This is a genomic window from Actinoplanes sp. NPDC026623 (genome assembly GCF_040638275.1).
In the GTDB taxonomy this organism is placed as follows: Bacteria; Actinomycetota; Actinomycetes; order Mycobacteriales; family Micromonosporaceae; genus Actinoplanes.
This window is the reverse complement of record NZ_JBEZXZ010000108.1, coordinates 14543-29006: the sequence shown is the minus strand read 5'-3', so window position 1 is coordinate 29006 and position 14464 is coordinate 14543. Positions and strand designations below refer to the sequence as shown.

General features: G+C 73.5%; 11 protein-coding genes. 5 read left to right on the top strand and 6 right to left on the bottom strand.

The genetic code is table 11. The features are described 5' to 3' along the window. Positions 1 to 163: 163 nt before the first annotated feature. The 3 genes from AB0F10_RS27530 to AB0F10_RS27520 all read left to right on the top strand — a co-directional run bounded on the left by AB0F10_RS27530 (position 164) and on the right by AB0F10_RS27520 (position 3888). Positions 164 to 1789, top strand: a complete 1626-nt coding sequence (locus AB0F10_RS27530) for a beta-1,3-glucanase family protein (RefSeq protein WP_360631010.1) — start codon at positions 164 to 166, stop codon at positions 1787 to 1789. Positions 1790 to 2077: 288 nt separating this feature from the next. Then, positions 2078 to 3358: a multidrug effflux MFS transporter gene (locus AB0F10_RS27525; protein WP_360631007.1), complete on the top strand. Its 1281-nt coding sequence runs from the start codon at positions 2078 to 2080 to the stop codon at positions 3356 to 3358. 224 nt (positions 3359 to 3582) lie between these two features. After that, complete coding sequence (locus AB0F10_RS27520) at positions 3583 to 3888, top strand: hypothetical protein (RefSeq protein WP_360631004.1); 306 nt, start codon at positions 3583 to 3585, stop codon at positions 3886 to 3888. Between the two features lie 13 nt (positions 3889 to 3901). On the opposite strand, the gene AB0F10_RS27515 is transcribed toward AB0F10_RS27520, so the two are convergent. From AB0F10_RS27515 to AB0F10_RS27495, 5 genes are all read right to left on the bottom strand, one after another. Then, the gene (locus AB0F10_RS27515; protein ID WP_360631001.1) at positions 3902 to 4564 is read right to left on the bottom strand and encodes a response regulator transcription factor; all 663 of its coding nucleotides are present in this window, start codon (positions 4562 to 4564) and stop codon (positions 3902 to 3904) included. Next, positions 4561 to 5547 (bottom strand): histidine kinase, encoded by a 987-nt coding sequence (locus AB0F10_RS27510; RefSeq protein WP_360630998.1) that lies wholly within the window; start codon positions 5545 to 5547, stop codon positions 4561 to 4563. Before AB0F10_RS27510 ends, AB0F10_RS27515 begins: the two co-directional genes overlap by 4 nt. Further along, positions 5544 to 6983: a serine hydrolase domain-containing protein gene (locus AB0F10_RS27505; protein ID WP_360630995.1), complete on the bottom strand. Its 1440-nt coding sequence runs from the start codon at positions 6981 to 6983 to the stop codon at positions 5544 to 5546. The genes AB0F10_RS27510 and AB0F10_RS27505 overlap by 4 nt, the downstream gene beginning before the upstream one ends. Before the next feature lie 47 nt (positions 6984 to 7030). Next, the gene (locus tag AB0F10_RS27500; protein ID WP_360630992.1) at positions 7031 to 7915 is read right to left on the bottom strand and encodes a siderophore-interacting protein; all 885 of its coding nucleotides are present in this window, start codon (positions 7913 to 7915) and stop codon (positions 7031 to 7033) included. 88 nt (positions 7916 to 8003) lie between these two features. Further along, positions 8004 to 8999, bottom strand: a complete 996-nt coding sequence (locus AB0F10_RS27495) for a hypothetical protein (RefSeq protein WP_360630989.1) — start codon at positions 8997 to 8999, stop codon at positions 8004 to 8006. Positions 9000 to 9102: 103 nt separating this feature from the next. On the opposite strand from AB0F10_RS27495, the gene AB0F10_RS27490 reads away from it, so the two are divergent. Further along, positions 9103 to 10032 (top strand): aminoglycoside phosphotransferase family protein, encoded by a 930-nt coding sequence (locus tag AB0F10_RS27490; protein ID WP_360630987.1) that lies wholly within the window; start codon positions 9103 to 9105, stop codon positions 10030 to 10032. Between the two features lie 36 nt (positions 10033 to 10068). Here AB0F10_RS27490 and AB0F10_RS27485 read toward each other — a convergent pair whose 3' ends face one another. After that, on the bottom strand, positions 10069 to 13698 hold the full coding sequence (locus AB0F10_RS27485) for a family 78 glycoside hydrolase catalytic domain (RefSeq protein WP_360630984.1): 3630 nt from the start codon (positions 13696 to 13698) through the stop codon (positions 10069 to 10071). A gap of 129 nt (positions 13699 to 13827) precedes the next feature. Here AB0F10_RS27485 and AB0F10_RS27480 point away from each other — a divergent pair, with 129 nt between their 5' ends. After that, a complete protein-coding gene (locus AB0F10_RS27480; RefSeq protein ID WP_360630981.1) occupies positions 13828 to 14406 on the top strand; it encodes a DUF1684 domain-containing protein in 579 nt (192 codons plus the stop codon). Positions 14407 to 14464 lie beyond the last annotated feature (58 nt).

Here is a 14464-nt window from a genome sequence, read left to right as displayed (position 1 = left end):
GCCGATCGCGCTTTATGCGATCGGCGGGCGACTCTCTGTAGAGATCCGGGCGAACAAATCCATTAACGGCACTTTAATCATCTCGTCATTTAATCAACTTCGTGGTTAGGAGTCTTAATAATTGGAGTCCCCCCGAAACATCCCCGACGAAGGCAGCCCCCCGATGCGCCGCAAACGAACACTCCTGCTCTCCGTGGCCGCCGTGGTGGCCGCCGCGGGCACCACCTGGATCGCCCTGCCGGCGTCCGCCGCCGCCGCGACCGCCGCCCTGACCAAGACCTCCGACTGGGGCACCGGCTGGCAGGCCGACGTGACCATCAGCAACGGCGGCAACTCCGAGCTGACCTCCTGGAAGGTCGAGTTCGACCTGCCGGCCGGCACCACCGTCGGCAGCTACTGGGACGCAGACATGGTCGCCGCGGGCAGCCACCGCACCTTCACCAACCGCTCCTGGAACGGCGCCGTCCCGGTCGGCGGCAAGGCCTCCTTCGGCCTGGTCGGCTCGGGCGCCACCCCGGTCAACTGCCTGCTCAACGGCCGGCCCTGCGGCAACGGCCCGACGGCGCCGCCGACCACGGCCCCGACCACCGCGCCGACCACGGCCGCACCCACGACGCCGACCACCGCGCCCACCACCAGGCCGCCGACGACCGCGCCGACCACGGCGCCGACGAACGAGGCGTCCCCGCCCCCGGCATCCGGCCTGCTGCCGGTCACGGTCACCAACAACACCGGGCGCGGCGACGCCGTCTTCCTCTACCTGCTCGGCGTGAACCTGACGACCGGCAAGCTCGGCTACGTCAACGCCGCCGGCACGTTCACCAACTGGACCGGCGGGCAGCCCGTACCGGTGCCGGCGCCCGACGTGTCGATCCCCGGGCCGGCCAACGGCTCGAGCACCACCATCAAGATGCCGAAGAACCTGTCCGGGCGCCTCTACATGTCGTTCGGCAAGAAGCTCGACTTCCGGCTCAGCACCGACGGCCTGGTGCAGCCCGCGCCGTGGGCGGGCGCGGATCCCAACAAGGACACCCTGTTCGACTGGAGCGAGTTCACCCTCGACGACTCGGGACTGTTCCTCAACAGCTCGCAGGTCGACATGTTCGCGGTGCCGCACATCGTCTCGGTGCAGGGCGGCAACGGCGTCACCATCACGACGGGTGAGCTCAAGCCCGGCGGGCGGCAGCGGGTCATCGACCAGATCAAGGCGCAGGCCGGCTTCTCCAAGACCGCGTACACCCGCTCCGACGGCACCGTGCTGCGCGTCCTGGCACCGGGCAAGGCCGCCGACGCCGGGCTGTTCAGCGCGACCTACCTGGACCCGTACATCACCTCGGCATGGAACGCGTACGCCTCGAAGACGCTGACCGTGGTGCCGTTCGGCGACCGGCCGGACACCAGGTTCTTCGGCCGGACCTCGGGCAACGTCATGAACTTCACCGACACCACGGGCCGGACGGTGGCCTCGTTCACCAAGCCGAGCACCGCCAACGTGTGGGGCTGCGACGGGGCGCTGGGCGCGCCGAACGACCTGGTCGTCGGCCCGATCGCCCGCACGCTGTGCGCCGCGCTGCACCGCAGCACCCTCGGCACGCTGGACACCCAGCCCAGCGGCACGGCCGCCGACTTCTACCGCGGCGAGCTGACCGACCACTACTCGCGGATCGTCCACGAGCAGATGATCGACGGCAAGGCGTACGGCTTCGCCTTCGACGACGTGCAGAACCAGGAGTCCCTGGTGCACAGCGGCGACCCGCGCCGCGCCGGCATCGTGATGACGCCGTTCTGACCCAGGAATAGCCGGTAAAGGGCCCGGCACGTCAACCGAGCTTCCACAATTCGGTACGGCGTGCCGGGCCATTTCGTCAGTGAGCCTTTCAACGTGGCCCGGGCGGCAGCGCCCGGCGGAGGCCGACGGCCCGGACGCCTCTGGCCCCGAGGCCAGGTTGAATTGCTCATCGGTGTGACGGGCGGCACCTAATTGCATTCCGGGGAATCAGCCACCGGGCACCGAACTTGTCGTACCCGTGTCGGACGCTGAACCGGCGACCGACCCGTACGACGGATGGGGACCCCAATGACCCAGGCGCCCGAACGCACGGCGGCACCGGCAGCGCCGACACCCGGGGAGCTCATGTCCCCCCGCGAGCGGCTGCGGCTCGTGCTGGTGCTCGGCTTCCTCATCGCCCTCGGCCCGCTCACCATCGACATGTACCTGCCGTCGCTTCCGACGATCACCGACGAGCTGCACACCACCGCCGCGACGGTCCAGCTGACCCTCACCGGCACCCTGGCCGGCCTCGCGCTGGGCCAGTTGCTGATCGGCCCGGTCTCCGACGCGGCCGGCCGCCGGGGGCCGCTGATCGCCGGCGTCGCCGTGCACATCGCGGCGTCGATCCTCTGCGTCATCGCGCCGAACCTCGCCGTCCTCGGCGCGCTGCGGGTCCTGCAGGGCCTTGGCGCCGCCGCGGCCACGGTCGTCGCGATGGCGGTCGTCCGCGACCTGTTCACCGGGCTCGCCGCGGCGAAGCTGCTCTCCCGGCTGATGCTCGTCATGGGCGCCGCGCCGATCCTCGCGCCGACGCTCGGCGGCATCACGCTCAACTGGACGTCCTGGCGCGGCGTCTTCGTGGTGCTGGCGCTGTTCGGGATCGCGATCCTCACGGTCGCCGCGCTGTGGCTGCCGGAGACCCTGCCGGTCGCGCGGCGGCGCAACGGCGGCGTGGCCGGCACCGTCCGCGACTACGGCCGGCTCTTCACCGACCGGACCTACCTCGGGCTGATCCTGGTGGCCGGGCTCGCGATGATCGCCCTGATCGCCTACGTCTCGGGCTCGTCGTTCGTCTTCCAGCAGCAGTTCGGCCTCAGCGAGCAGCAGTTCGGCTTCGTGTTCGGCGCCGGCGCGATCGGCCTGATCACCGCCACCCAGCTCAACGTGCGGCTGCTGCGCCGCTGGACGCCGTCGCAGATCCTGGTCTCCTCGCTGGCCGGCGGCGCCGCCGCGGCCGGGGTCCTGCTGCTCTTCGCCGCCACCGGCTTCGGCGGCCTGGCCGGCATCCTCGTGCCGCTCTGGGCGGTGCTCGCGGCGGTCGGCCTGGCCCTGCCGAACGCCCCGGCGCTCGCCCTCTCCCGGCACGGGGAGGCGGCCGGCACCGCGGCGGCCCTGCTCGGCGCGGTCCAGTTCGGCCTCGGTGCGCTGGCCGCCCCGCTGGTCGGCGTCCTCGGCACCGGCGCCATCGGCATGGCCCTGGTGATCGCCGGCGGCATGCTCGCGGCGAACGCGGTGCTGCTGCTGGTGGTCCGCCCGTGGCGCCTCCCGGCCGAGGCCATCGACCCGGGCCTGGCCACGGCCCACTGAGTGCTCCGCGCCTCGGCAAGAAACAACGGCCGGGCGGTGGCCTATATCGCCGCCACGGCCCACCACACCAGTGCGGCGATGCTCACGGGGACGGCGGCGACCCCGATCGCGTAGGAGCCGATCAAAACAGTCCGGCCGATCCGGTGGCCCAGCGGTGGCGTGTTCAGGTCACGACCGACCACCGCCCGTCCGAGACCGGGTGTCGCGGTGGGACACTTCGATCCATGACGAGATCGGACGACGCTGCCGCCGACGCGATGTTGTTGGTTGCCATCGTTGAGATGGCGCCCGGGAACGCCGAATCCGGACGACGCTACGAGGATGCGGTGCTGGCACTGCTCGAACGGCATGGCGGGTCGGTCGAGCGTCGACTGCGCAGCGGCGATTCAGGCACCGAGGTCCACGTCATCAGATTTCGATCGCGAGCCGGTTACGACTCCTTCATGGTCGACCCCGACCGGCTCGCACACCGAGCGAACCTCGGAGACGCGGCACCGACCACGCGAGTCATTGAGGTAAGCGAGGCCTGACCGCCCACGCGGGTCAGGCGGAGCCAGTGTGTGGGATCAGCCCGGCCTCGTAGGCCAGCAGGGCCGCCTGCACCCGGTTGTTCAGCCCCAGCCGCAGCAGGATGGCGCTGACGTGCGTCTTCACCGTCCCCTCGGCCAGAAACAACGATCGGGCGATCTCCCGATTGGACATGCCGCGCCCGACGAGCGCGAGCACCTCGCGCTCGCGCGTCGTCAACGCCGTCAACCGGTTGCGGGCCAGGTCGGCTCGGGCGAGCCCGTCGCCCAGCTTGGCGATCACCTTCTGCGCGATCCGCGGCGACAGGAACGCGGCGCCCTCGGCGACCGCCCGGACACCGAGGATCAGCTCGCGCGGGTCGGCGGCCTTGAGCAGGAAACCGGCGGCGCCGGCGGCGAGCGCCCGCGCCACGTAGCCGTCCTCGTCGAAGGTGGTCAGCATGATCACCGCAACGTGCGGTGCGACGGCGGACAGCCGCGCGGCGGCGGACAGTCCGTCGAGGCGCGGCATCCGGATGTCCAGCAGCGCGATGTCGGGCTGGTGCAGACGCACCAGTTCGAGCGCCTCGCGGCCGTCGGCGGCCTCGGCGACCACGGCGATGCCCGGGTCGGTCGTCAGGATCGCCGTCAACCCGACGCGGATCATGGGCTCGTCGTCGGCGAGAACGACCCGGATCAATCGAGGTCCTTTCCGGTGGGCAGGCACGCCGTCACGGTGAACACGCCGTGCTCCGCGCCGGCTCGCAGCGTGCCGCCGATCAGCGCGACGTGTTCCCGCAGGGCGGCGATTCCGGTGCCGGTGCCCGACTCCGGCGGCCGGTACGGGTCGGTGATCGGGTTGCGCACGGTCACGGTGATTGTGTCGCCTGCCTGTTCGACCCGCACGTCGGCGTCGGCGCCGGGCGCGTGGCGTGCCGCGTTGGTCAGCGCCTCCTGCACCACCCGATGCGCGGCCCGGTCCGCGGGCGTCGAATCCCGCGGCGCGGCCGGGCGCGGAGCGTCGCGGTGCAGGCGCACCGTCAGCCCGGCGTCACGGACGCGGTCCACCAGCGCCTCGAGGGATTCGCCGGGAGTCTCGGTCGGCGCGGGTGCCTCCGCGCGCAGCAGGCCGACGGTGTGGCGCAGCCGGTCGGTCGCGGTGATCGCGGAGCGGCGCAGCCCGGTCGCCGCCTCCCGGTTGCGCTCGGTCATGTCGGGCGCGAGCTCGAGGGCACCGGCGCGCAGCGCGATCAGCGCCAGTTCGTGGCCGAGCGAGTCGTGCATGTCCGCGGCGATCCGCGCCCGTTCCCGGAGCCGCACCTGCTCGGCGACGAACTCCCGCTCCCGCTCGAGCTGCGCCACCCGCTGCGCCGCGGCCCGGACCAGTTCGGCCTGCTGACGCCGGAACCTGCCGGTGAGCCACGGCAGCGCCATGAACACGGAGAGGGCCATCAGCGCGCCGAGGCCGGTCGACGGGGCCGGCACGGCGTACGCGAGGGCGGGCAACGCCGCGGCGGCAAGCAGAACCCGGTCCCGGCGCGTCGGCAGGTGACGTCCGTGCAGGTAGGCCGCGACGACCAGCATCGCGAACAGCGACTGCCGCCACACCGGCAGCCGGTCGAGGAACAGCCCGTTGAGCACGGTCGCACCGGCGATGACCACCAACAGGGCGCCGTTTCTCACCCGCCCGACCCTACCGACCGCAGCCGCGCGAGCCGGGAAACGGCGGTGGCGAGCCCGGCCAGGCCGGCGACGCCGATGGTGATCGTCAGCGGCGCCGCGAAGTAGGTCAGCTGTGCCCAGGTGACGGTTCGCCCGTTCATCAGGAACGAGACCCACTGCGGATAGGTGGCCAGAACCGCGGCCGGCAACAGGACCGGGACCAGCCGAAGCGCCGCACGCCACCGCGGCCGTCCGGCGCGTCGCCGCGCCCATTGCGGCGAGCGCAGCACGCCGAGCACACCGAGCCCGGCCGCGGCGAGGGCGCAGAGCCCGAGTACCGCCTCGATCGTCTGGCGGCCCCCGCCCGGCGCGGCGGGCGTCCGGCCCTCGCTCAGCGCGACGAGCCCGAGCAGCACGTCGTAGGTGTCGTCGCGCAGCGACGCGCTGTTGAACATGACCGCGTAGCCGTATCCGGTGCCCGGGTCGATCGCCTCGACGGCGGTGTAGGTGAACAGGTTGCCCGAGTGCACCAGCAGAGTCCGGCCGCCGACGGCCTCCTCACCCCAGCCCATGCCGTAGTCGCTCACCGCCGACGGCGCGTGCATGGTGGCCAGGCCGGCCGGCGTCACCACGCCAGGGCCGTGCCCGGTCTGGGCGATCAGCCACCGGCCCATGTCGGCCGCGGTGGTGACGACGCCGCCGGACCCACCGTCGCGGAAGCCGGGCAGCTCGGCCCGGCGCACCCAGGCGCCGTAGACCGAGAAGAAGCCGTCGGACGGCCGCACGACCCGGTCGCCGACGGCGCTGCCGGACATGGCGAGCGGCCCGAAGACCCGTTCACGCATCGCGTCGCCGAAGCCTCGGGCGGCGACGACCTCGACGAGCCGGGCGGCGACGTCATAGTTGACGTTGCAGTACTCCCAGCGGGTCCCGGGTGCGGCGGCCAGCGCGCCGGGCCGCAGGGCGGCCACGTAGCCGGCCAGGTCGCCGGCCCGCTGCGTCGCTCCGATGTCCACGGTGGTGTCCGACAGCCCCGAGGTCTGGTTCAGCAACTGCCGCACGGTGATCCGGGCCGCCCGCCGGTCGGCCATCCGAAACTCCGGCAGGTACCCGACGACCGGCTCGTCCAGCGCGACCAGGCCGTCGTCGACGAGGGACATCACGGCCGCCGCGGTGAACGACTTGCTGACCGACGCCACCCGCATGGGCGTGTCCGCGGTGACCGGCCGGCCGGAGGAATCACGCCCGAGCCCGGTGGCGTGCACGACCCGGTCGCCGTGCGTCAGCACCGCGGAGAGCCCGGGCACCCCGGTCGATTCCAGCGCCTCGCGCAGGTACGCGTCGACGGACGCTGGGCTGGGTTCGCCGCCGGGCGGCCCGGCCCACGCGGGCCGCGGCAATACCAGGACCGCCGCAGCGACGGCCGCCGCGACGAGCCGGATGAGGTGAACACGCATCACCCGAATCTATGAATCACCGGCGCCCGGCGAATCTGACGAAAGTATTAGTTCGGCTGGGGGCGGCCCCGCTTCCAGTAGCCCATGAAGGCGACCGCGCGGCGGTCGACGCCGCGCTCGGCCACCAGGTGCCGGCGCAGGGAAACCACCGGCCCGGCCTCGCCGGCCAACCAGGCGTAGAAGCCGCCCGACGTCTCCTCGGGCACGTCCCAGACGTCGCCGTCCTCCTGCTCGACGACGGCGCCCGGAATGCCGGACGGCGCGGTGCGGTCAAGCTGTTCGCGGACGACCGGTCCGAGCCGCTCGCCCCGGCTGCGGACCAGCCAGGTGATCTCCGCCGGGCCGGCGATGGTCAGCCGGTCGTCCGGGAACGGCACCTCGAGGAAGGCCCGCGCCGGGCGGTCCAGGCTCTCCAGGATCGAGGCGGCCGCCGGCAGGGCCGCCTCGTCGGCCGCGAGCAGCAGCCAGCTCGCGCCCGCCGGCGGTCGCCAGGCGACGTCGGTGATCGGGTGCCCCCTGGCGGCGCTGATCATGACGATCCGGTCGCCGGCCCGCGCCAGGCTCGCCCACCGCGAGGCCGGGCCGGCGGTGCCGTGCAGCACGAAGTCGACGTCGATCTCCCGCTCCGGCTCCCGGAAGGCGCGCACCGTGTAGACGCGCAGCGGCGCCCACGACGACGACGGGCCGGCGTGCCAGGCCCGCGCCCAGTCCGGTTGCCGGGCGAACGCCTCGCAGTCGGTGCCCGGCGGCACGAACAGCAGGCTCATCCGCTGGTCGAAGCCGTGATGGTCGAAGCCGGCGAGGGACTCCCCGGACAGCGTCACCCGGACGAAGGTGGTGCTCAGGCGCACGCTGCGGGTGACCCGCAGCGCGAACGGACGGTAGGGCTCGGTGTCCGGGCCGGCCACGGCGGCCAGGGCTGTCGTCGTCATAACCGTCCGTTCGGCGCAAGGGAAGCCAGCACAGCACAGGTGAGGCTACCCTTACTTGAGCGCCGATGCGAGGCCGGTAAGCCCCCGCCTACGGACGGGCCCGGCCCGCGAGGAGTGCACGGGCCCGGGCGACCAGGGCCGGGGAGCCGCACTCCTGCGCCAGTTCCAGCCCGTCGCGCAGCACCCGGCGCGCCTGGGGCCGGCGGCGCGCGGCGTTGAGCAGCGCGCCGTGATCGACCAGGGCCGTCGCCAGTTCGAAGCGCCGCGGGGTGCCCCGCAGCACCCGGATCGCCTCCTCGGCCGGGCAGATGCCGTCGACGCCCCCGCGGACCTGGCCCTGGATGCGCAGCGCCCGGCCGAGCGCGGACGCGAGCCCGTGCCGCCGGGTCAGCGCCACCTCCTCGGCGACCAGCCGCTCCGCCGCCTCGCCGGCGCCGAGGCCGGCCAGCACGGCGGCGGCCGCCGAACGCCACGGCAGCACGGTGGGATGATCCGAGCGCCGCACCGCGAGGCGCTCGCCGCACCGGTACAAATCGGCGAGGCCCTCGCCGGGCCGCGCCGCCGCGGCGTGCAGGCGCCCGCGGGCGTAGCGCAGGAGCAGGAACTCGGGCGTGTCCGGCAGCACGCCGGCGAACCCGGACGGGCCGAGCAGGCCGTCGGCGCATTCGAGCTCGCCCAGGTCGAGCAGCACGGCGATGCGCCGCGACATCAGCAGCGCGGCGGCGGCCCCGGACGGATCACCGCCGGTGACCTCGAGCAACTCCGCGGCGGCCTCCGCGTCCCGGGCGGCCTCGGCGAGCCGGCCCTGGCGCCGGGCCACGGAGCTGCGCTGCGAGTACGCCGTCACCAGCCCGGCCGCCGAGCCGCACCGGCGGGCCACGCCGACGGCGAGGGTGCATCCCGAGTGCGCGGCGGCGAGATCGTCGGCGTCGGCGAGCCGGCGCAGGGCATGGAGGTAGCGCGGGAGGTCGTCGGCGATCGCCGGCGAGGCTAGTGGCACCGGGCAGGTGTCCGGGAGGTCGGTGCCGGGGGTGAGGTCCCGGCCGGGGTCCACCAGCCCCGGCCGTTCGTCACTGACGGTCATGCCAGCAGATGTACCCTTCCGGGCGCTCGAGACACCGTCGGCCGGCGCTCGATCCTTCGTGGACTCCTAGGTTTTCGCAAACGGGGCGGGTGCACAATGCGTCATGCGCAGTCCGACCCAACGCAACCTCGACATCTGCACTATCGACGGCCTGATCGCGGGGTCCATGGGTGCAAGTGTGACCGATGCGGCGGAACTTTCCGGCGGCGGATTCGCCGCCGTGTGGCGGGCGAGCCTGGCCGACGGCCGGAACGTGGTCGTGAAGGTGGGGCCGCCGCCGTCTGCCCGGCTGCTCCGGTACGAGCGCGGGCTCATCGAGGCCGAGGCGTCGTACTTCCGGATGGTCCGGTCCGGCGCCCCGGGCGTACCCGTGCCCGAGGTGCTGCACGTGGCCGAGGACTGGATCGTCACGACCCTGCTGCCCGGCACGACCCTGACCGGCGTCGCGGACGGCACCGCGGTACGCGAGCAGCTCGGCACCGCCATCGCCGGACTGCACCGGCTCACCGGCCCGCACTTCGGCTACGCCGGCGACCGCCCGAGCGGCACCGGCTGGCCGGCGACGTTCGGCGCGATCCTCGACGCCCTGCTGGCCGACGCCGCCGACTGGAAGGTGCCGCTGCCGGCGGGCATCGGCGACCTGGCCGCGCGGCACGCGAGCAACCTGGCGACGGTCACCCGGCCGGCGCTGCTGCACTTCGACCTCTGGGACGGCAACGTGCTGACCGAGGGCGGCCGGCTCAGCGGGCTTGTCGACGGCGAGCGCTTCCTGTGGGGCGACCCGCTGCTGGACTTCGTCTCCCCGGCGCTGCGGCGCCGCATCGAGGACGAGCCGGACCACCCGTTCCTGCGCGGCTACGCCGCCGCGACCGGCCTGGTCCTCGACGACGCCGCGCGCACCCGGCTCGCGCTCTACCGGGTGCACTTCTACCTGCTGATGCTGGCCGAGGGACCGAGCCGGGGCATCCCGGTCGGCGGCGAGCGGCACGTCCGGCTGACCGGGCTGCTCGAGGACGAGCTCCGGGACCTGTGACGCGGGCGTACCCGCGCCACAGGCCCGGATCCGGGCTCAGCCGGCGGTGAAGGTGTAGCTGCCCGACCCGAGGGCGTAGGAGGCCACGCCGTTCGCGTAGCCCTGCGGCACCGCCTCGGCCGGCGCGGTCACCGCCGCGGCCGAGGCGGCCGGCACCCGTACGGTGGCCGTCGCGTTCGGCGGCACCACCACCCGCAGCGTCAGCGTCGAGCCGGACCGGGTCCACTCCGAGCGCGTCTGGCCGTACGCGGTCAGCAGCGAGGCGGTCGCGGCCGTGAGCGAACCGCCGGGCCTCGGGGCGATCAGCACCTGCTTGTAGCCCGGCGCGGCCGGGCCCACCCCGCCGACCGTGCGGTAGAGCCAGTCGCCCACCGAGCCGAGGCCGTAGTGGTTGAACGAGTTCATGCCGACGTCCTGCAGCGTGCCGTCCGGCCTGATCCCGTCCCAGCGCTCCCAGATCGTGGTGGCGCCGCGCGAGTTCATGTAGCCCCAGCCGGGATAGTCCGGCTGCTGCAGGATCTGGTACGCGGTGTCCGCGTGCCCGTACTCGGCCAGCACCGGCAGCAGGTTCTCCACGCCCATGAAGCCGACGGACAGGTGGCCGCCGCGGGAGGCGACCTTGGCGGCGAGCTTGTCCGCCACCGCCTGCGTGCGGTTCGCCGGCACCAGGCCGAACGCGAGCGCGAGCACGTACCCGGTCTGGCTGTTGCCGGACACGGTCCCGTCGGCCGCGACGAACCGGCCGGTGAACGCGGCCGCGATCTGGTCCGCGAGGGTGCCGTAGGTGCCGGCCTCGGCCGTGCGCCCGGTCGCCGCGGCCATCCGCGAGAGCAGCCGGGCCGACCAGCCGAAGAACGCCGTGCTGCTCAGGTCGTTGGCCGTGTTGTCGTCGACGTTGAGCCAGTCGCCGAAGGTCTCGTGGTTGCGGATCAGGTCCGCGCCCGCGGTCGACCTGAGGTAGTCGACGTACCTGGCCATGGCCGCGAAGTTGCGGTCCGCGGCGGACAGGTCGCCGTAGCGCTGCCAGATCGTGTACGGCACGACGACGCCCGCGTCGGCCCAGCCGGCCTTACCCGCGCCGTCGATGACGGCCGGCGCGACGTCGGTGAACGCCCCGTCGGCGCGCTGCGCGTCCGCCAGGTCGTCGGCGAACTTGTCGAGCAGCCCGTGCGTGTCGAAGTTGAACGTCGACGTCGCCCCGAACGCGGCGATGTCCCCGGTCCAGCCGAGCCGCTCGTCGCGCTGTGGGCAGTCGGTCGGTATCGACAGCATGTTGGAGCGCGCGCCCCAGACGATGTTGTGCTGGAGCTGGTTGACGAGCGCGTCGCTGGTGCTGAAGGTGCCGGTCTCGGCGCCGTCGGTCCAGGCCGCGAGCCCGGTGAGGCTGTCGGCGGTCGGGGTGCCGGGGAAGCCGGTCAGCTCGACGTAGCGGTAGCCGTGCACGGTGAAGTGCGGCTCGAAGACCTCGGCCGCGCCGGTTCCGGCGAGCGTGAACGTGTCGGTGGCCTGCGCGGCGCGCAGATTGGCGGTGTAGAGGGTGCCGTCCGCGTTCAGGATCTCGCCGTGCCGCAGGGTGATCCGGGTGCCGGCCGGGCCGGTCGCCCGCAGCCGGTTCCAGCCCGCGAAGTTCTGCCCGAGGTCGGCGATCCACACTCCCGGTCTGGGCTGCGTGATCGACCTCGGCCGCAGCTCCTGCCGCACGGTCACGCCCGGGTCGACCTGGGCGACCAGCCGCGGCTTCGCCCCGGTCCGCACGGTCACGGCCGTGCCGGCCGCGGACGAGATCCGGGCGTCCTGGTCCTCGCCGTGGTACAGGTCGTCGGCGACGATCACGCTGGGTGCCGCGGACCACGATCCATCGGTACGGATGTCGGCCCGCGTGCCGTCGGTGTACTCGATGGACAGCTGCGCGGAGTACCACGGCGAGGTCCCGTACCGCTGGCTGCCGGCGAAGCCGATGTTGCCGGAAAACCAGCCGTTGCCGAGCAGCGCGCCGAGGGTGTTGGCGCCCTGCCTGATGCCCGCCGTCACGTCGTAGCCGCGGTACTGCAGGCGCTTGGTGTAGTCGGTCCAGCCCGGGCCGAGCCGCTCGGCGCCGACCTTGACGCCGTTGAGGTAGGTGTCGTGCAGCCCCAACGCGGTGGCGAAGAGCCGGGCCCGGGCGACCGGCTTGCCCACGGTGAAGCCCTTGCTCAGGTACGGCGTGGGGTTGGGCACGGTGACCTGGGCACCCCACGGGCCCGAGCCGTAGGCGGCCGTCACCCGGGCGGCGGGCCAGGCGGCGTCGTCGAAGCCGGGCTGCTGCCAGCCCGACGGCGCGGACTGTGCCGCCTTCCAGACACTACCGGTGGCCACGGTGGTGGCGCCGACGGTCAGCTTGGCGATGACGCTCGCCGGGCTTGCGGTGGTGTTCGTGGCGGCGACGGCGATCGTGTTGGTGCCGGCGTGCACCTGCGCGGTCACGTCCACCGTGGTGGCCCGCTTCCAGGCGTCGGTGACCCGCCGCGAGGAGCTCACCCGCGCGCCGTTGACCCAGACGTCGGCGGTGTCGTCGCCGGTGACGACGAGCGTGGCCTTGCCGGTGGCCGCCAGGTCGAAGGTGCGGCGGAAGAACCGGTCGCCGGCCGGCGCGGTGCTCGCCGGGTCGCCCTCGGGATACCAGATCCACTCGGCGCCGGTGAGGCTCGCGCCGCCGGGCGCGCCGATGAAGCCGGCCTGCCACTCGGTGGCCGGGTCGTAGAACCCGGTGTCGAAGCGGGCCGACGGGCTCCACGGGCTGGGCCGGCCCTGCGCGTCCCAGATCCGCACCCGCCAGTGGTAGGTCCGGTTGCTGGCCAGCGCGGGCCCGCCGTACGCGACGTCGACGCTCTGCGCCGACGCGACCTGGCCGCTGTCCCAGACGTCCGCGCCGCCGGCCGTGGTGCCGACGACGACCTGGTATCGGCCCTGCACCTGGCCGGCCGCGGTGGCGACCAGCCGCCAGCCGAAGCGCGGCCGGCGCGCGTCGACGCCGACCGGGTCCGCGCGGCGCTCGGTGGTCAGCCCGGCGAGCGTCACCGGCGAGTCGGCGGCGTTGTCGGCGGCGAGGACGTTCTGCAGCCAGGGCCCGCCCCCGTACGCGCCGAGGTCCGCCGCCGCGACCCAGCTCTCGGGCACGGAGTTCGCGGCCTGCCAGGAGCCGTCGGTGACGAGGTCGACCGTGCCGCCGGAGGCGGCGATGTGGACCCGGCCGAGCACGCCGGCCGGGCCGGTGCTGGTGTTGCGCGCGGCGATCTGCAGGTTGTTGGTGCCGGGCCGCAGCGCCGCGGCCAGGTCGACGTAGCGGGCCTGCTTCCAGGCGTCGGCGACGCGGGGCGAGCCGGCCAGGTAGGTGCCGTTGAGCCAGACGTCGACGGTGTCGTCGCCGGTGACGACGAGCTGGGCGTCGGTGTAGGGCCCGGCCGGTGCGGTGAACGTGCGGCGCAGGTAGCGGGTGGCGGCCGGCGCGCTCTGCACCGGGTCGCCCTCGGGGTACCAGATCCAGTGCGCACCGGCGACGCCGACCGGGGGCGCCGCGGTGGCGGCGGCCGGCGGGCTCGCGGTGGCGAGCGTGGTGACGACCGCGGTAGCCAGGACGACCACCCGGCGGAGCAGTTTTCGGGCAGGAGGGGATGCGGACGGGGCCATGCGGTTCTCCTCGGTGGGGGGAGGTGCGCGGGGCGGAATCCAAGCATTTAAACGTTTCAATGCCTAGGCCTTATGACTGTAAGGCGAACAGCAAGATCCACTCAAGGCCCGCGGGATACGGTGGTCGTCGTGCAGGCACTCGAACTCGCCGGCTACCGCGCCGCGGTGGCCCGCATCTACCTCACCGCGACCGGCCTCGCCGACTTCCGCGACCAGCGCGACCGGCTCTTCGCGAGCCACCCGCAGTCGCCGATCCCGCGCACCGGCGGCTTCACGGCCCTGCGCTACTTCCCGCCCGCCGACGAGTTCGTCGCCGAGGTGGGGCTGCGCGAGGCGCCGGGCGCGATCGAGATCGACACGGCCGGCCCGGACGGCGTGTGCCGCTACGACCGCGTCGGCATCCTGGACACCCCGTGGGGCGAGCTGTCGCTGTGGTGGCTGGCCGCGTACGGGGGCGGGCTGTTCCTCCCGGTGCGGGACGCGACCTGCGGCGACCAGTCCTACGGCGGCGGCCGGTATCTGACGGACACGGTGAAGGGCACGCACGGCCGCGGCGTCGAGATGGTGTCGGCGACCCGGGTCCGGCTGGACCTCAACTACCTCTACAACCCGAGCTGCGCCTACGACGACGCCTGGCTGTGCCCGCTCGCGCCGCCGGAGAACCGCCTGGACGTGCCGGTCCACGCCGGCGAACTCAGGTACCACTGACATTGCAACGTTCCAGATTCCGGCGGGCCGTCCGATTGCTTCAAGACATCGGGGCCCG